The sequence below is a fragment of the Acidovorax sp. A1169 genome (genome assembly GCF_030704685.1).
GTDB lineage: Bacteria > Pseudomonadota > Gammaproteobacteria > Burkholderiales > Burkholderiaceae_C > Acidovorax.
In genome coordinates this window covers 399,493-416,457 of the sequence record NZ_JAUZDX010000003.1, presented here as the reverse complement: position 1 = coordinate 416,457, position 16,965 = coordinate 399,493, and the positions used below count along the sequence as shown (strand labels likewise).

The 16,965-nt window shown below is 68.4% G+C and carries 17 protein-coding genes; 14 read left to right on the top strand and 3 right to left on the bottom strand.

Going from position 1 to position 16,965, the window contains the following annotated elements; translation table 11 throughout:
- The first annotated feature begins 84 nt into the window (after positions 1 to 84).
- From QYL93_RS08085 to QYL93_RS08065, 5 genes are all read left to right on the top strand, one after another.
- A complete protein-coding gene (locus tag QYL93_RS08085; protein ID WP_305743177.1) occupies positions 85 to 312 on the top strand; it encodes a hypothetical protein in 228 nt (75 codons plus the stop codon).
- Between the two features lie 210 nt (positions 313 to 522).
- Complete coding sequence (locus QYL93_RS08080; RefSeq protein ID WP_305743176.1) at positions 523 to 906, top strand: RidA family protein; 384 nt, start codon at positions 523 to 525, stop codon at positions 904 to 906.
- A 536-nt stretch (positions 907 to 1,442) separates the two neighbouring features.
- Positions 1,443 to 1,967, top strand: a complete 525-nt coding sequence (locus QYL93_RS08075; protein ID WP_305743175.1) for an RNA polymerase sigma factor — start codon at positions 1,443 to 1,445, stop codon at positions 1,965 to 1,967.
- Between the two features lie 85 nt (positions 1,968 to 2,052).
- Entirely contained in the window at positions 2,053 to 3,156 is a 1,104-nt protein-coding gene (locus QYL93_RS08070) for a FecR family protein (RefSeq protein ID WP_305743174.1), read from the top strand.
- Between the two features lie 384 nt (positions 3,157 to 3,540).
- Positions 3,541 to 5,889, top strand: a complete 2,349-nt coding sequence (locus QYL93_RS08065) for a TonB-dependent siderophore receptor (RefSeq protein WP_305743173.1) — start codon at positions 3,541 to 3,543, stop codon at positions 5,887 to 5,889.
- A 108-nt stretch (positions 5,890 to 5,997) separates the two neighbouring features.
- On the opposite strand, the gene QYL93_RS08060 is transcribed toward QYL93_RS08065, so the two are convergent.
- Positions 5,998 to 6,639: a TetR/AcrR family transcriptional regulator gene (locus tag QYL93_RS08060; protein ID WP_305743172.1), complete on the bottom strand. Its 642-nt coding sequence runs from the start codon at positions 6,637 to 6,639 to the stop codon at positions 5,998 to 6,000.
- Between the two features lie 77 nt (positions 6,640 to 6,716).
- Here QYL93_RS08060 and QYL93_RS08055 point away from each other — a divergent pair, with 77 nt between their 5' ends.
- Positions 6,717 to 7,829 (top strand): aldo/keto reductase, encoded by a 1,113-nt coding sequence (locus QYL93_RS08055; protein ID WP_305743171.1) that lies wholly within the window; start codon positions 6,717 to 6,719, stop codon positions 7,827 to 7,829.
- A gap of 60 nt (positions 7,830 to 7,889) precedes the next feature.
- Here QYL93_RS08055 and QYL93_RS08050 read toward each other — a convergent pair whose 3' ends face one another.
- Complete coding sequence (locus QYL93_RS08050) at positions 7,890 to 8,780, bottom strand: LysR family transcriptional regulator (RefSeq protein WP_305743170.1); 891 nt, start codon at positions 8,778 to 8,780, stop codon at positions 7,890 to 7,892.
- Between the two features lie 121 nt (positions 8,781 to 8,901).
- Here QYL93_RS08050 and QYL93_RS08045 point away from each other — a divergent pair, with 121 nt between their 5' ends.
- The 8 genes from QYL93_RS08045 (at position 8,902) to QYL93_RS08010 (ending at position 16,409) form a co-directional block, all read left to right on the top strand.
- Complete coding sequence (locus QYL93_RS08045; protein WP_305743169.1) at positions 8,902 to 10,362, top strand: MFS transporter; 1,461 nt, start codon at positions 8,902 to 8,904, stop codon at positions 10,360 to 10,362.
- A 64-nt stretch (positions 10,363 to 10,426) separates the two neighbouring features.
- Positions 10,427 to 10,762 (top strand): hypothetical protein, encoded by a 336-nt coding sequence (locus tag QYL93_RS08040; RefSeq protein WP_305743168.1) that lies wholly within the window; start codon positions 10,427 to 10,429, stop codon positions 10,760 to 10,762.
- Between the two features lie 52 nt (positions 10,763 to 10,814).
- On the top strand, positions 10,815 to 11,171 hold the full coding sequence (locus tag QYL93_RS08035) for a copper-binding protein (protein WP_305743167.1): 357 nt from the start codon (positions 10,815 to 10,817) through the stop codon (positions 11,169 to 11,171).
- Positions 11,171 to 11,641 (top strand): hypothetical protein, encoded by a 471-nt coding sequence (locus tag QYL93_RS08030; protein WP_305743166.1) that lies wholly within the window; start codon positions 11,171 to 11,173, stop codon positions 11,639 to 11,641. The genes QYL93_RS08035 and QYL93_RS08030 overlap by 1 nt, the downstream gene beginning before the upstream one ends.
- Before the next feature lie 410 nt (positions 11,642 to 12,051).
- Positions 12,052 to 13,140 carry a sensor domain-containing diguanylate cyclase gene (locus tag QYL93_RS08025; protein ID WP_305743165.1) on the top strand — a complete coding sequence of 363 codons (1,089 nt, stop codon included), beginning with the start codon at positions 12,052 to 12,054 and terminating at the stop codon, positions 13,138 to 13,140.
- Between the two features lie 188 nt (positions 13,141 to 13,328).
- Positions 13,329 to 13,892, top strand: a complete 564-nt coding sequence (locus QYL93_RS08020; RefSeq protein WP_305743164.1) for a hypothetical protein — start codon at positions 13,329 to 13,331, stop codon at positions 13,890 to 13,892.
- Positions 13,893 to 14,001: 109 nt separating this feature from the next.
- Positions 14,002 to 15,720, top strand: a complete 1,719-nt coding sequence (locus QYL93_RS08015) for a cell wall metabolism sensor histidine kinase WalK (RefSeq protein WP_305743163.1) — start codon at positions 14,002 to 14,004, stop codon at positions 15,718 to 15,720.
- Positions 15,717 to 16,409, top strand: coding sequence for a response regulator transcription factor (locus QYL93_RS08010; RefSeq protein ID WP_305743162.1), 693 nt, complete (start codon positions 15,717 to 15,719; stop codon positions 16,407 to 16,409). The genes QYL93_RS08015 and QYL93_RS08010 overlap by 4 nt, the downstream gene beginning before the upstream one ends.
- On the opposite strand, the gene QYL93_RS08005 is transcribed toward QYL93_RS08010, so the two are convergent.
- Positions 16,360 to 16,860 (bottom strand): hypothetical protein, encoded by a 501-nt coding sequence (locus QYL93_RS08005; protein WP_305743161.1) that lies wholly within the window; start codon positions 16,858 to 16,860, stop codon positions 16,360 to 16,362. The genes QYL93_RS08010 and QYL93_RS08005 overlap by 50 nt on opposite strands.
- Positions 16,861 to 16,965: the final 105 nt, after the last annotated feature.

The following is a 16,965-nucleotide window of genomic DNA, read 5'->3' as shown; positions in this document are numbered from 1 at the left end:
GGTGCTGGAAAATGCGGCCAGGCGCTGTCGAGTATCCATGCCCCTCCCGCAAGTTTGCAATACTGGACCATTGAGGACCGCACAATGACGACCGTTGCCAGACGAGAAAAAATCCTTGCCGCACTTCAGACTGCATGCATCTGTATCGCGGTTGAATTGGTCATTGTGCTGCTGCTCGGCACCCTCACGGACTCGTACCTGGGCGCAGTGGCGGTATCGCTCGCCATCCTAGGCCCCGCATCCTTGTGGCTTGCTCCATCGGTGTACGGCCGCGTTCTCCGCTCGAATCCAGGAGTTGAGGCCAGAGCGTAAGCGAAGCTTGACGTCCTGGAGCGCCGAAATCCGCAAGCCATTTCCAGGAGGAGTCAGTGCCCGGAATATCCTGCCTGGTCCAGTTTGTCCCGCAGGTATCTGCGGGATACTTCACCACGTCAGGCGTCAACAAACATGCGCTGCACGGCTCTCGGTAGCTGAGCGGGCTGCAGCCAAGTTCTCAAACCGCAGCCCACTTGACCACATCCGATGAATGAAGCCGAACTCAATGCAGGACTCTGCGCCACGCCGCAATACCGCTACGCGGATCGCCTCGGCAATCAACTTTTCGTGGCTGGCCAGGTGCCTCTCGATTCCCATGGCCACTTGGTAGGCCCACAGGACCCGGGCGCACAAGCCTTGCAGTGCTTGCGCAACTTAGAGAGGCTCCTCGCAGTGCACGAATTTCAAGTCAAGGACATTCGACAATTGGTCGTGTACGTGATCGGAGATCAAGCAAGTCTCTCTGCGACATGGTCAGCGGTCGCAGACTGGTTTGGTGGCCAGGTTCCGCCAGCGACACTGCTCGGTGTTGCCGCACTGGGTTACGTGGGACAACTCGTAGAGATTGACGCCACAGTGATCAAGGCCTGAGGGCATCGCATCACATCACACGGCGCCTGACCCTTGCATCGATGGGATCGGCATCTATTGACGGGACAGAACACTGGCCTGACGCTTACTGTTCGCCGGTTTCGTTTTTCTTCTTCTTGTCTTGGTCGTAGTGCCACTTGATGGCGAAAAACATGCCCGTGCCGAACACGAGAACCTTGAACACAATGAAGACTACAGGGACCCAATCCATCTTTTCCTCGCTATCACTTGACACTATTTGCCGTGATCGTAGCAAGCCTGAAGGTAAATAGCGCTGGACTTTTTGTCTCACCCACCAGGAACAAGGCGAGCTCAATGGAGTGCTCCTGGAAAGGCCGAAGGGGTTAGGTAACCCAGCTGTCTGATCCTCCTGGTAGTCCAGGTTTCGTCCGCACCCCTCTGGCACAGCTGCATTGGCGCAGGTGCATTTGGGTGATAATGAGAATACTTCCCATCTGCAAACAGGGGCTGCCCTGGCCATCGGCCTGGCTGCCGGCGAGGGATCTGTCCTCCATCCGCTGGCCGTGGGCCGAAACGTGGTTGCCCACTACTACCGAGAACTGCTGCACTTCCTCACCCGCTCCGTGAAGGACCGCGACACGGCGGCCGACCTGGCGCAGGAGAGTTTTGTGCGCATGTACGCGGCCGAGCACGCGGGGCAGGCCATACGCGACCCGCGCGCGCTGCTTTACCGCACGGCGCGCAACCTCGTCACCGATCACCACCGCCGTGGGGTGGTGCGCGCCCAGGCAGGCGAGGTGGCCAGTGCAGGCGAACCTGCCGAAGCAGACGCATGCGCCGCACCCGCGGCCTTCGAGCCCGAGGTGGCGCTGTCCTCGGGCCAGGGTCTGGCGGCCATGCTGGCCACCATCGACGCCCTGCCTCCACGCTGCCGCGAGGCTTTCATCCTCTACAAGTTCGATGGCCTGTCGTACGCCGAGGTGGCCGAGCGCATGGGCATTTCGGTGCGCACGGTGGAAATGCAGCTGCAGATCGCGATGAAGGCCTGTTGGCAGTGCCTGGACGAGATCAACGGCCGCACGGCGCAGCGCGGCCGATGAGGGGCTGCAACAACTGTTTACCATCGCCCGGTACCGTGTTGGCGCCGGCCCGCGCGTCTACCTATTCGAATCCCTGCTTTCTGCCATGACCCCGCTGCAGCCCCCGCCAACCGATGACGATGCCATGCACCTGCGCGAGGAGGTGCTCGGCTGGTTCATACGCCGCGACCGCGATGGCTGGAATGGCGACGACGAGGTGGCCTTCCAGGCCTGGCTGCAGGCCGACGAACGCCACCGCAGCCGCTACACGCACTGGCAGGCGCGCTGGGAGGCGATGGATGCGATCCCGGCCGATGCGGTCGCGCAACTGCGTGGCCGGCTGGCACGCGACAAGGCCGTGCAGCAGGCCTATGCCCAGGCCGGGATGCCGGTTGTGGCCCGCCAGGGCGAGGAGGGGGATGAGAGGGAGGGGGCCGGACCGACGCGCCGCAGGTTGCTGGTGCCTGCCCTGGCCATGGCTGGCATGGCGGCCATCACCGCCGGAACGGGGCTGCTGGGCTGGCGCCAATGGCAGGCCCAGCCTGTGTTCACGCAGGCCTTCAGCACCGTGCGCGGGCAGCAGGCCGAAGTGCCGCTGCCCGATGGCAGCCGGCTGCGCCTGGGCACCGCCACGCGGCTGGAAGTCACTTACTACCGCCAGCGGCGCCAGGTGCGCCTGCTCGACGGCCAGGCCGTGTTCAGCGTGCAGGCCGATGCGGACCGCCCGTTCGAGGTGCTGGCGGCCGCCACGCGCATCACCGTGGTCGGCACCCGCTTCGCAGTGCGCCACACGCCGGACATGGCGGTTGACGCGGGCGTGCATGTGCTGGTGGAGGAGGGGCGGGTGCGGGTGGCGAGGGCGGCCGTCGCACCGGGGCCGGGCGAACTGGAGCTCACGGCCGGCCAGCAGGTGGCGAGCGATGCGCAGGGCGCATTGGCTGCCGTCATGCCCGTGCCGGGCGATGGCATCGCGCCCTGGCGCGAGCACCGCGTGAGCTTTGTTGATATGCCGCTGGGCCACGCACTGGCCGAGATGGAGCGCTATGGCAGCACGGGCCTGGTGCTGAGCGACCCGGCCGTGGCGGCGCTGCGCCTGTCCGGCACCTTCGACCCGCGCGACACGCGCACCCTGCGCAGCGTGCTGCCCAGCGCCTTGCCGGTGCGCCTGCAGGAGCAGGGCGCAGTGACAGAAATTCTGCCCGCTCGTTAAGGCGTGTCATCATTCATTTCACCCCCGCGAAAGTCTGCAGCGCGGTGCAGTGCAAGGCGCCCTGAGTGCCGTGTAGCAAGGCTACACAAGCGAAGGGCAACGCCGCAATGTGCCGCGCTGCAGGCTTTCCCTTCGGGCTGGCCCCGGCATGCGGCGTCTGCTTTGTCGCTCGGCTTGCCAATAGCCCGCTATTGGCTGCGCCGCGCTTCGCGCATCCATCCGCATGCCGGGGCAAGCGCGGGGGCGAAATGAATGATGACACGCCCTAGCCTTTGCTGCTTTGGCAAAAATTTCTGCGGATCTTTACCGTAGTCCAGTCCTCTGGCGCGTCTACCGGAACAGGACGCATTCCTGCCCCGACCCATGACCCGAGGATTTTCCGAAATGAACCGCCCGAACTTCCGGCCCGCACCGCTTGCGCTGGCCCTTGCCTTCGCTTTTGGTTGTGCTCCCGCCGTTGCCCAGAGTGTCCCTGCGGCTGTTGCACTGCAGATCCGCATCGCCGCGCAGCCCCTGGCCGAGGCCCTCAACGACTGGGCGCGCCAGACGCGCGTGCAGATCATCGTGCAGCAGAGCCTGGTGGCCGGCAAGTCGGCGCCGGCCGTGGCGGGCGTGCTCGCACCCCAGCAGGCGCTGGAGCGCCTGCTGGCCGGCAGCGGCCTGGTGGCGGTGCCCGAAGGGGCTGCCATGGTGGTCCGGCCTGCGCCCGCCCCGGGCAGCGGCGCGGCCCTGCCGGCCGTGACGGTCACCGCCGACGCCTCGCCCCAGGCCCCCACGGGGCCGGTGGCCGGCCTGGTGGCCCGGCGCAGCCTGGTGGCAACCAAGACCGACACGCCGATCATGGAAGTCGCGCAGTCCATCTCGGTGGTCACGCGCGACCAGATGGATGCGCAGGGCGTGCAGACGGTGGAGCAGTCGCTGCGCTACACCTCGGGCGTGCTGACCGAGGTGACGGGCTACGATCTGCGCTATGCGAGCCTGAACATCCGCGGCTTCGACGCCACGCTCTACCGCGATGGCCTGCGCGTGTTCAAGACCGGCACCTACGGCGACTGGCTCACCGAGCCGCAGGGCGTGGAGCGGGTGGAGGTGCTCAAGGGCCCCTCGGCGCTGCTGTATGGACAGGGCGGGCCAGGCGGGGTGGTGAACCAGGTCTCCAAGCGGCCCACGGCCGAGCCGCTCAACGAGGTCAACGCCTCGGCGGGCAGCCATGGGCGCTACCAGACGGGCTTTGACATCGGGCGCCCGCTCAATGCCGATGGATCGCTGCTGTTTCGCATCAACGGCATGGCGCGCGACGCCAAGACCCAGACCGAGCATTCGCAGGATGACCGCCTCTACATTGCGCCCGCGCTGACCTGGAAGCCCTCGGCCCGCACCAGCTTCACGCTGCTGGCCGACGTCACGCGCGACCACATGACGCCCAAGAGCTGGTGGCCCAACCAGTCGCTGCTGGGCAGCTATGTGGGCGGGCGCATCCCGGTGAATGCGTTCGCCGGGGAGCCCGGTTTCGATCGCTACAACCGCGACATGGTATCGGTGGGCTACCTGCTCGAGCATGCACTGGACGACAGTCTGACCCTGCGCCAAAACCTGCGTCATGCGAGCTACGAACTCGACTACCAGCACGTGTATGCCACGGCCGTGCGCCCTGACCAGCGCAGCGTCACGCGCGACTCGCTCATCTCGCGCAGCAAGAGCCATGTGACCACGCTGGACACCAGCCTGCAGAAGGACTGGGCCACCGGCGAGCTCCGGCACAAGCTGTTGTTGGGCATCGACTACCAGGACTTCTCAGGGCAGGAGGACATCGGCTTTGGCCGCGCGCCGGTGCTCGATTTCGTGAACCCGGTCTACGGAGAGGCCTTCACCGCGCCGGTGACGGTGCGCAACACTGCCAAGGTGCAGCAGGTCGGCCTGTACGCCCAGGACCAGATGCGCTGGGGCCCCTGGGTGGTGAACGCCGGCCTGCGCCACGACCGGGCCGAGACCGAGCGCGGCACCGCAGCGGCCACAGCGTCGGCACGCGATTCCAAGACCACCGGCAGTGCGGGCGTTCTCTACCTGCTGGACAGCGGACTGGCCCCGTATGCGAGCTATTCCACCTCGTTCGTGCCGGTGGTCGGCGCCAACTACCGCAGTGCGCCGCAACCCGAAAGCAGCGAGCAGTTCGAGGTAGGGCTCAAGTACCAGCCATCGGGCTCTGAGCAGCTGTACACCGCCTCGCTGTTCGACCTGCGCCGGCAGAACGTGACCACGCTGGACCCCACGTCGGCCGCGCTGCGGGTGCAGACCGGCGAGGTGCGCTCGCGCGGGCTGGAGCTGGAGGCCAAGGCCCGGGTCACGGCGGGGCTGGATCTGCTGGCCAGCTACACCTACCTGGATGCCAAGGTCACGCGCAGCAACGATGCGCAGGAACTGGGCAAGCGCCCGTTCCAGACCGCGCGCAACACCGCCAAGCTGTGGCTGGGCTATGCGCTGCCCGGTGATGGCCTGCGTGGCTGGAGCCTGGGTGTGGGCCTGCGTCGCGTGGGCCCTACGGTGGCCGATACCTACAACCGCTACTGGAACGAGGGCTACACCCTGGTGGACGCGGCGCTGCACTACGCCAGGGGGCCCATGCGCCTCTCACTGAATGTCGCGAACCTGGGCGACAAGGTCACCACCGCCAACCGCGCGCAGTTCTATGGACAGGGCCGCAGCGTGATGGCGACGGTAGGCTACCGCTGGTAGCCCTGGGAAGCGACTCCACGGCGGGGTACGGAACTCGCTGTTCATGGTGCTGAAAGCAGTGGCAGGGGTGCCAGGCTTGATGCCATGGAGAGCCGAATTGCGCGCGCCTTATTCCGCTGCGTCAGCCCCCTCGCGAGCCGGCCACGCCTGCATCGCCGTGGTGGCCACGCGCAGCAGCTTCTCGCGCGGCGCGCCGTCGCGTGCCAGGGTCGATATGCCCTGTATCACCGCCATCACATGCCCGGCCAGGGCATTGGCGTCGGCGTTGCTCGGCAGCTCGCCGCTGGCGATGGCCTTGGCAATGCGCTGCTCCAGCATGGCCTCGATGCTGCGGCGCAGGCAGGCCAGGGTTTCCTTGACCTCGCTGGCTGCGTCCGAGCAACTGATGGCCGAGCTGGCCAGCAGGCAACCAGCCGGCGTGTCCGCCCCGCTGGAGCCGATGGCCGCCGCCTGCAGCAGGCCCCAGGCGGCCTCGCGCGCCGAGGCCGCGCCGTCGATGATGGTCTGCGAGGTGACCGGGCCGCCGGACACATAGTGCCCCACGGCCGCCAGAAACAGCCCTTTTTTGTCGCCAAACACCGTGTAGATGCTGGACGGCGTGACCCCCAGCGCGGTGGTCAGGTCGTTGAGCGAGGTGGCCTCGTAGCCATGCTGCCAGAACAGCAGCATGGCCTGGTTTAGCGCCACGTCCCGGTCGAACGACAGGGGGCGGCCTTTGCGGCGGTGGGCAGCGGATTCCTTGGTTTTCATAGCGAGCACTATGAAATCGATTGCCCCATTTGGCAAGGGCTGCTATATTTTCCTATCAATCACTAGGAAATTAATCCATGTCCCTCACCGACTACCGCACGCTGGGCCGCTCGGGCCTGGCCGTCAGCCCCCTGGCGCTGGGCACCATGACCTTTGGCGCGCCCCGCTGGGGCTCGGGCGAGGACGCCTCGCGCAGTGTGTTCAATGCCTATGTGGAGGCCGGCGGCAACTTTGTGGACACGGCCGACGTGTACTCCAGCGGCGCCAGCGAGGAAATGCTGGGCGGCTTCATCGCCGAGCGCGGCCTGCGCGAGCGCGTCGTCATCGCCACCAAGGCGGGCTTCTCGGCAGGGCAGGGGCCGCATGCCGGGGGCAACGGCGCCAAGCATGTGCATGCCGCACTGCACGGCTCGCTGCGCCGCCTGCAGACCGACCATGTGGACCTGTACTGGGTGCATGTGTGGGACTCGGCCACCCCGGCCGAGGAACTGCTGGAGACCATGGCCGCCCTGGTGCGCAGCGGCAAGGTGCGCTACTGGGGCGTCTCCAACGCGCCAGCCTGGTACGCCGCCCAGTTGGCCACGCTGGCCGCTTTGCGGGGCCTGCCCCGGCCCATCGGCCTGCAGTATTTCTACTCGCTGGCCAACCGCGACATCGAGGACGAGCATGTGCCCCTGGCCGGCGAATTCGGCATGGGCATCGTGCCCTGGAGCCCGCTGGCCTTCGGCTTTCTGGCAGGCAAGTACGACCGGGCCACGGTGGAGGCCGGCGCACCCCGCGCAGGCGGCCTGCCGCGCGAAGTGGCCGCAGCCGGCCAAGAGCGCCCGGCCGGCGACAAGCGGCTGGACGGCGCCAATCCGTTCGGCGATTCCCTCTTCACCGAACGCAACTGGGCTATCGTGGATGTGCTGCGCCGCGTGGCCGCCGAAGCCGGGCAGACCCCCGCGCGCGTTGCCCTGGCCTGGGTCACCGGGCGGCCCGGCATCACCTCCACCCTCATGGGTGTGAGCAGGGTGGAGCAGGTGGCCGACAACATTGCCGCGCTGGATGTGGTGCTGTCCCCAGAGCACCGCGCGACGCTCGACGAGGTGAGCGCATCGGCGCCGCGCATGCTCTACAACCTGTTCACCCCGGCCGCGCGCCAGCAACTGGTGTCGGGCGGGGATGCGGTCGCGCCCTGGCGTGCCTGAGCTGCAGCGGGGAATGCCCGCGTTGCAACGGCCCTTGAGCTGCGCAGCAGCGCCGTAGCTTTACGCTGCGCAGACCTCTAGGACCAGCCCCCGCAGCCAGCGGTGCGCCGGGTCGGCATGCAGGCGCGGGTGCCACAGCAGTGACACGGTGATCTCGGGCACCGGCACAGGCAGGGCAAAGCTGTGCAGGCCCGCGCGCAGGCCGGCGGTGTGGCGCTCGGGCACGGTGGCGATCAAATCCGTGGCGCGGGCCAGCGCCAGCGCGGTGGCAAAGCCGCTCACGATGGTGGCGATATCGCGCACCAGGCCCAGCGGGCCCATCACCTGCTCGATGGGCCCTTGCTCCAGTCCGCGGCGTGACACGGCGATGTGCCGGGCGGCCACGTAGCGCTTTGTCGTCACCTTGCCTTTGCTCAGCGGGTGCCCCGCGCGCACCACGCCCACGAAGCGGTCGCGCAGCAGTGCCTGCACCCGCACCTCGGGGCCCATGGCGGGGCCGAGCACGCCCGTTTCCAGGTCCACCTCTCCATCGCGCAGCGGGGTGCTGTCCTTGTCGGGCTTTTGCACAAAGCGCAGGCGCACGCCCGGCGCCTCGGCCGCCACGCGGGCGATCAGCGCGGGGCCGAAGGTCTCGGCAAAGCCATCGCTGGTGCGCAGGGTGAAGGTGCGCGTGAGCTGCGCCAGGTCGGGGGCCTGGGCCGGGCGCAGCACGGCCTCGGTGTCGTGCACCAGCTGGCCCACGCGCTCGCGCAGCTCCAGCGCGCGGGGCGTGGGCACCAGGCCGCGCCCGGCGCGCACCAGCAGTGGGTCGCCCGTGGTCTCGCGCAGGCGCGCCAGCGCCCGGCTCATGGCCGAGGGGCTCAGGTGCAGGCGCCTGGCGGCGCGCGCCACATTGCCTTCGGTCAGCAGCACATCCAGGGTGACGAGCAGGTTCAGGTCGGGGCGGGGCACGCACCGAACATACCAGATGGCATGGCGTCCGGTGCACTGATCGAATGCAAATGCTGCGCCTTCCGCTATCTCCGATGGGCGCCTACGCTCGGTACATCCCTCTGAATCCTGCCGCCGCACCATGACCCAAACCGCCCCTACCACTCCCCCTAGCACCCCGTCCCCCGCCGCACCGCGCGGTGTGCTGGCCAGCCTGTCGCTGGCGATGCTGCTGTCCTCGCTGGGCACCAGCATCGCCAATGTGGGCCTGCCCACGCTGGCGCAGGCCTTTGGCGCCAGCTTTCAGCAGGTGCAGTGGGTGGTGCTGGCCTACCTGCTGGCCATCACCACGGTGGTGGTCAGCGTGGGGCGCCTGGGCGACCTGCTGGGCCGCAGGCGCTTGCTGCTGGCGGGCATTGCCTTGTTCACCGGGGCATCGCTGCTGTGCGGCCTGGCGCCATCGCTCTGGCTGCTGATCGCCGCGCGCGCCGTGCAAGGCCTGGGCGCCGCCGTGATGATGGCGCTGGCCATGGCCCTGGTGGCCGACGCGGTGCCCAAGGCGCGCACCGGCAGCGCCATGGGCCTGCTGGGCACGATGTCGGCCGTGGGCACGGCGCTGGGGCCCACGCTGGGCGGGGCGCTGATCGCGGGCTGGAGCTGGCCGGCGCTGTTCTTCATCAACCTGCCGCTGGGCGGGGCTGCGCTGTGGCTGGCACACCGCTGCCTGCCGGCGGACCGCGAGCGGGCCGCCACGCAGCGCCCGCGCTTCGACATCGCCGGCACCGTGCTGCTCGCGGCCACACTGGCCGCCTATGCGCTGGCCATGACGCTGGGGCGCGGCCATTGGGGTGCGCTGAACACAGCTTTGCTGGTAGGCGCCGGTGCGGGCCTTGCCCTGTTCGTGGGGGTGGAGCACCGGGCAGGGGGCCGCGCAGGCGGCGCCGCGCCGCTGGTGCCCCTGGCGCTGTTCAAGGGCCCGGCGCTGGGCGCCGGCTTTGCCATGGGGACGCTGGTCACCACGGTGGTCATGGCCACGCTGGTGGTGGGCCCGTTCTACCTGTCTGGGGCGTTGGGGCTGGGCGCTGCCCAGGTGGGGCTGGCCATGTCGTGCGGGCCGCTGGTGTCGGCCCTGGCCGGCGTGCCCGCCGGCCGCCTGGTGGACCGCCTGGGAACCCAGCGCACCACCGTGGCTGGGCTCATCGCCATGGCGGCAGGCTCGGCTGCGCTGGCGCTGCTGCCGGCGGTGTGGCCGGCTTCGGGCGTGCTCGGCTATGTGGCAGCGCTGGCCGTCATCACCGCTGGCTACGCGCTGTTCCAGGCTGCCAACAACACGGCGGTGATGGCGGCCACGGCGCTGCAGCCGCAGCAGCGCGGCGTCACCTCGGGCCTGCTCAACCTGTCGCGCAACCTGGGCCTGGTCACCGGTGCATCGGCCATGGGTGCCGTGTTTGTCTGGGGTGTAGGCGGGCAAGGGACAGCCGCAGCGATGCCCGGCGAGGTGCTGCGGGGCATGCAGGCCACCTTCGGCGCGGCGGCTGCGCTGGTGGTGGGGGCGATGTGCATTGCGTTGGTGGCGCGGGCGTCTTCGCGCCACGGGGACTGACAGGCCGGGGGAACCTCCTGCCGGGCAATGAGTCTGTTAGCGTGTCACCCTTTCACCGCATTGCATGAACCTCATCCAGCGCATTTCCGCCGCGATCCTTGCGGCCGTGGCCAGCAGCGGCTGCACCATGGCGGCCGACACCTTGTCGGGCTGCATTGCGGTAGGGCCCGGCCGGTTCGACCTGCGCACGGCCCCGGACCAGATCTATTTTGTCGAGGTCAACCGCGAGGTCATGGAGCAGATCAAGGCGCTGCAGGGCGATGCCCCCTTGTGGGTGGCACCCGTTCGGGTCAAGGCTTCTGTACGCAAGCACGAACAGGCCGGCCCCGCCGGCAAGTACGGCGCCATTGCCAAGGTCACCGAGCTGGCGGCATCGGACGATCTGACCCTGTGCCGTTGAGCGGGCATTGCCCGCTTGGTGTTTGCTGGCGGTGTGCGGTATGCTTTTTCGCATGACTGCCACACCCCTGCCCACGCTCCGCTCCCTGGCCGCCACCGCGGCGCTGCTGCTGTGCTGCCTTGCGGGTGCGGCGTCGGCCCAGGCTGCGGCAACGACCGCTGCCGCCGACCCTGCCACCGTCTACACCCATGGCGAGTTCCGCGCCGTCTCGCAGGAGCCGGGCAGCCGCGACACCTTTGCGCACATCAAGGTGGCGCCGGGCGTCAAGATTCCGTTTTCCACCATCACCTTCCGTGTGCGCGATGCGGCTCTGCTCAAGGGCCTACAGCCCGGCACGCGCGTGGAGTTCCGCTCCGAGCGGGTCGAGGGCGAGAACGTGCTGGTGGCCATCCGGCCGCGCCAGCAGTGATGGATGAACGCATTGGGGCTTTGGTCGCGTCCACCATCGACCACCTGGGCAATCCCGAACTTTCCGTGGCTGAGATAGAAGCCGCAGTGCTGGCCCTGTCGGATGGCGACGCCATGCTGGCGCGCCGGCTCATCGACGTGGTGCCCGAAGGCTTTGGCCTGGTGCTGGTATCGCACATCGAGAGCGCTCAGAGCATGCAACTGCCCACCGCATTCTCGGTGCAGAACACAGCGGGCGACTGGGTGGAGTTTCCCTTCCAGTGCGAGCCCATCTTCATCGCCGCCGTGCTGGCTGCGCAGCAGATGTTCCACACCGGCCCGCGCCTGAAGTTCCAGACCGTTACCGACCGCAGTGCCTTGCTCAACACGGTCAACAATGCGCTCAACAATGGCGGCTCGCTGGAAGCATCGACCCTGGCCGGGCCCCGTTTCCTGGGCATTGCTGCTGCTGTGTATGACCGAGTGGAGTAGCCAACGGTGGTGAAAATTCCGCGACGCAATAGAAGCCCTCGCAAGAGCTCCTTTCTGCTGGAACTCACCCAGCGCATCCCGCCCGGCTGGCTGGTTGCGATTGTTTTCTCTGGGGTCATCGGCTCATTTGCGCTGCTCATTGCATTTGCAAGCCTCTTTGTGCCTCCGCAGAGCAGCAGCGAAGCCGCGCAATGCCGTCAGCGCTGCCTGCCCCGGGCCGGCGTTATGCAGGATGACAAGGATTACCCCATGTCCGCCAGAGGCCAGTACCGAAAGGTATGCAGGTGCAACTGATGCCCGCACAGGCTTCCCGGGCCGTATCGGGGGTTCAGGGTAAGAGGGTATGTCCGACGTGACTGCGCACGGCACTCGCCAATAATCCGGTACCCTCCACCGCCAGCCAACACGCCATGGACCTTGCGCTTTCCCCTCCGCCGGATGACGTGAGCATCCTCACCGCGCTGGCCGACCCCCGGCGCCTGGCCGCCGTGCAGCGCACGGGCCTGCTCGACAGCCCGCCCGAAGAGAACTTCGACCGCCTCACCCGCCTGGCCTCTCGGCTCACGGGGGCGCCGGTGGTCTTTGTCTCGCTGCTGGACCAGGGGCGCGATTACCACAAGAGCCTTGTCAGCCCCGTTGCAGAGGCACCCGGCAGCAGCCGCGTGCGCATGGGCCGCACCTTCTGCCACTACGTGGCCGTGACCAAGGTGCCCCTGGTGATCGAAGACGCCACGCTGCTGCCTGTGTTTCGTGACGTGCCCAGCGTCAAGGCCATGGGCGTGCGCGCCTATGCCGGCGTGCCGCTGCTCACGGAAGAGGGCGACACCCTGGGCACCTTTTGCGCCATCGACTTTGTGCCCAAGCACTGGACCGAGCAGGATATCGACGTGCTCACCGAGTTCGCCCACTCCGCCCTGCGCGAGATCCGCCTGCGCATGGCCCTGCAGCACGCCGATGCCGTCAACCAGCAGCTGGTGGAGCAGATCCAGCGCGTGGACGAGCTGAACATGAAGCTCGAAGAGCTCGCCATCACCGACCCCCTGACCGGCCTGCGCAACCGCCGCGCCTTCGACAGCCACATGGCACAGGAGCTGGCCGTCGTGCAGCGCCGCGGCACGCCGCTGAGCCTGCTCATGCTCGACGTGGACCACTTCAAGCGCGTCAACGACACCCTGGGTCATGATGGCGGCGATCGCGTGCTGCAGGCCATTGCCGGCCACCTGAAGGCCTGCGCCCGCACGGTGGACGTGGTGGCCCGCGTGGGCGGTGAAGAGTTCGCCGTCATCCTGCCCAGCACTGGCGAGGCCGGTGCCCGCGAAGTCGGCGAGCGCATGCGCCAGGCCGTGGAAAACGGCCCATGGGACGAGATGCCCGTGACCATCAGCGTGGGCGTTGCCACGCTGGTGGATGGCGAAGATGCCGAACGCATCTACGGGCGCGCAGATGCCGCGCTGTACGCGGCCAAGCAGGCGGGGCGCAACCGGGTGCAGCAGGCGTAAGGCCAGTCGTCACCGGGGAGGCGGACGGCGGCCCCATTCCGCCCGCGCCGTTCATCCCGCGTTCATCTTCTGCTCATGCCCTTGTCATCTGGCATTCAGGCCGCGTCCATACCGCTTTGGTGAACTGTAGGTCTCCCAGGCAGCCACCCGGCAGCTGGGGGGACCAACCATTTCAACCAGAGAAAACCATGAAAACATCCATCTGTATCGCCGTCGCCAGCCTCCTGGTGGGCGCAGCTGTTTTGCCTGCCGCCGCCAAGGGCCCGGTCGTCAACCACGCCATCTCTGAAGGCGAGGTGCTGGCGGCCCAGCAGGCCTGGTGCAAGGCGCTGGTCGACATCAGCACCACCAACACCGCCAGCGGCCCGGTGGCGGCCAAGGCGCTGGCCGAGAAGGTGATCGACGCCGCCTACGGCTACCAGATGGGCGCCGTGCTGTTCAAGCCGACCCTGACCACCACGCCCCAGACCTTCCGCACCACCCGCGAGGGCGCGCTGGCCTATTTCGTGGGCGGCAACCCCGCCTACCCCAAGGACACGGGTTTTGCCCTCAAGGGCTGGACCCAATGCGAGATTGCCAATGCCGCCGTGTTCATCGCCGGTGACTCGGCCAACACCATGGGCAACGTGATGTTCACCGACAAGGCCGGCAAGGTGACCACGGTCGACAAGACCTGGGCCTTCGTCAAGGATGACGCGGGCAAGCTGCGCATCGTGGTGCACCACTCGTCGCTGCCGTTCACCGGCAATTGATGGGTGGCGGGGCCAGGTACCCGCGCCCCGCGCCCGGCCTGGCAGGCGCACCGCCGGCGCGCCTGCCAGGCTTCATAATCCGAGCCTCCCGACCAGGCCTTTCGCCCCCATGTACCGCGCACGACTCTCCCTGGCCTTTGCCGCCCTGGTGGCCCTGGTCTGCATCCAGGCCGCCTTTGTGTACTGGGGCGCCAACCGCGTCAATGACTACGCCCAGCACAGCCGGCTGGCCAGCGACATCCAGGCCGAGCTGCTGGACCTGTCTGCCAACAAGCAGCGCCTGCGCGTGTGGGCCATGCAGCGCCTGATGAACACCGATGCCCAGCCCGAGCAGCGCGAGCGCCTGGTGGCCTGCATGGTTGCCAGCGCCGCCAACCTCGACGACCTGGTGCGGCGCGACCTGGCGCTGTGGACCGAGCTGGTGCGCCGCGAGGGCGTCAGCATGCCCGCCGAAGTGCCCCAGCTCGTGGGCGTGACCGAGCTGCTGCGCGACAACATCCAGGCGGTGGAGGCGCGGCTGGCGCAACTGGTGCCGCTGGAGCAGGGCGCCGACTTTCCCGCCCTGTGGGGCGAGCTCACCCAGGTGTTCGACATGGCGCGCGGGCGCGACCTGCGCGAGCTGATCAACGGCGCCATCGCGCACCAGCGCGCGGCCGTGCCGGTGGCGCGTGCCGCCACCGAGCGCGGGCTCGATGTGCTGCGTGCGCAGGCCATCGGCATGGCCCTCATCACGCTGGTGGTGGCCGTGGTGCTGGCGCTGCACCTCAAGGGGCGCCTGCAGCGCCCGCTGGACCGGCTGCTCGAAGGCACGCAGGCCCTGCAGGCCGGCGCGCTGGACCACCGCGTGGCCACCGGCTCCAACGACGAGTTCGACCGCGTGGCCCAGCACTTCAACGCCATGGCGGCCGAGCTGCAGCAGCACCGCGCGCGCGCCGACGCCGCGCGCCGCGGGCTCGAAGACGCCGTGCAGGCCCGCACCCAGGAGCTGAGCGCCGCGCACGACACCTTGCAGCGCCTGGACCAGCGCCGCCGCCAGCTGTTTGCCGACCTGGGCCACGAGCTGCGCACCCCCGCTACCTCTATCCGCGGCGAGGCCGAGATCGCGCTGCGCGGCGGCGACAAACCGGCCGACGAATACCGCCAGACCCTGGCACGCATCGTGGGCGGGGTGGACCAGCTCACCCGCGTGATCCACGACCTGCTGCTCATCGCCAAGGCCGAGGCCGACCAGTTGGTGATGCACCCGGCCCCGGTGGACCTGCGCGCCTTGTTGGGCGACGCCGCAGAGCAGGGCGCCGCCCTGGGCGCTGAACAGGGCGTGCAGGTGCAAATGCTGGACGACCCCGAAGAGGGGTGCGATGGCAGCGGCGCACTGCCCACCGGCCTGGTCACCGTGCTGGCCGACGCCGACCGCCTGCGCCAGGCGCTGGTGATCGTGCTCGACAACGCGGTGCGCTATTCGGCGCGCGGCACCACCGTGCGCATCGGCCTGCAGGGCATGGCCGGGGCGAGTGGGGTGAGTGGGGTGAGTGGGGCGGTTCAGGTCGCGGTAGTGGTGCGCGACGAGGGCATTGGTATCGATGCGGACGAACTGCCCCGCGTGTTCGAGCGCTTTGTGCGCGGGCGCCGGGCGCGCGCCCACCGGGCCGACGGCACGGGCATCGGCCTGTCCATCGCCCAGGCCATCGTGCAGGCGCACCAGGGCCGCGTCGATATTGCCAGCGTGCCGCAGCAGGGTACGGTGGTGCGCATCGTGCTGCCGTTGGTGGCGGCCTCACCACCCGGCGCCGCGCAGGCCGCAGGCATGCAGCCGAGGGTGCTGGCATGAATAACCAGATCCTGGTGGTGGAAGACGATGCGCGCGTGGCCGACTTTCTGGTGCGCGGCCTCAAGGCCGAGGGCTACCGCGTGGAGCTGGCCCGCACCGGGCCCGAAGGCCTGGCCCTGGCGCGCAGCGCCGAGCCCGGCGTGCTGTTGCTGCTGGACCTGATGCTGCCCGGCCTGAGCGGGCTGGAGCTGTGCCAGACCCTGCGCGCCGAAGGCCGCCACATGCCCATGCTGATGCTCAGCGCGCTGAGCAACACCGAAGACAAGGTCAACGGCCTGCGCCTGGGTGCGGACGACTACCTCACCAAGCCCTTTGCCTTCGAAGAACTGCTGGCCCGCATCGAGGCCCTGCTGCGCCGGGGCCGCGAGCAGCGCCCGCGCGCCAGCACCCTGCAGGTGGCCGACCTGGTGCTGGACCTGGAGCGCATGCAGGCCAGCCGCGCCGGCCAGCCCATCGCGCTCACCGCCCGCGAGCTGGCCTTTCTGGAACTGCTGATGAGCGCGCCGGGCCGCGTGTACAGCCGCGAACGCATCCTCTCCAACGTCTGGGGCACCAACGAAGATCCGCTGACCAACGTGGTCGACGTCTACGTGCGCCGCCTGCGCAGCAAGATCGACGAGGGCCACGCGCTGGCCCTGATCAAGACCGTGCGCGGCTTTGGCTACCGGCTGGACGCGACGGCGGATTGATCCTGGCCTGCGGTTGCTGGTTCAGGTGGACAACGAGCCAAACCGTCAGCCAGGGCGATGCGGCCAGCGCCACCAGGTTGGCCCAAACAGACAGCTTCATGGGGCTGCGTGCGTAGACCGCCCCCAGAAAATGCAGCAGCCCCAGCGCGCAGACCCCGATGGCCGCCGCGCATGCCGCAGCGGGTCGTTGTGCGGGTGCCACCAGCGCGCAGAGAAACACCGCCATCAGGCCGGGCATCGATGCCCCGCCAATGTCCAGCACCAGGCGGGCGGCCAGCAGCAGGCCGCATCTCACGCTGACAGGGTCACTGCCGTAGCCTGCCAGCGGCGGCGGGCAAGCCGCCATGGGGGTGTGTGCGAAGACCCACCACATCCAGCAGCCGAGCAGCACTGCGCCGACGAACACAACGGGCAGGGCGCACCAGCGAAGCCCGGTTTTCAGATAGTGCATAGCTTCTTGTAGAGAACGAACGGTGCGCCAGTGTTGCCCCGTTCTGTGAGGCCTGTATGAAGTGCTGGTCCGCGCTATGCTCTCCAAGGCACATGCCACTGGCGG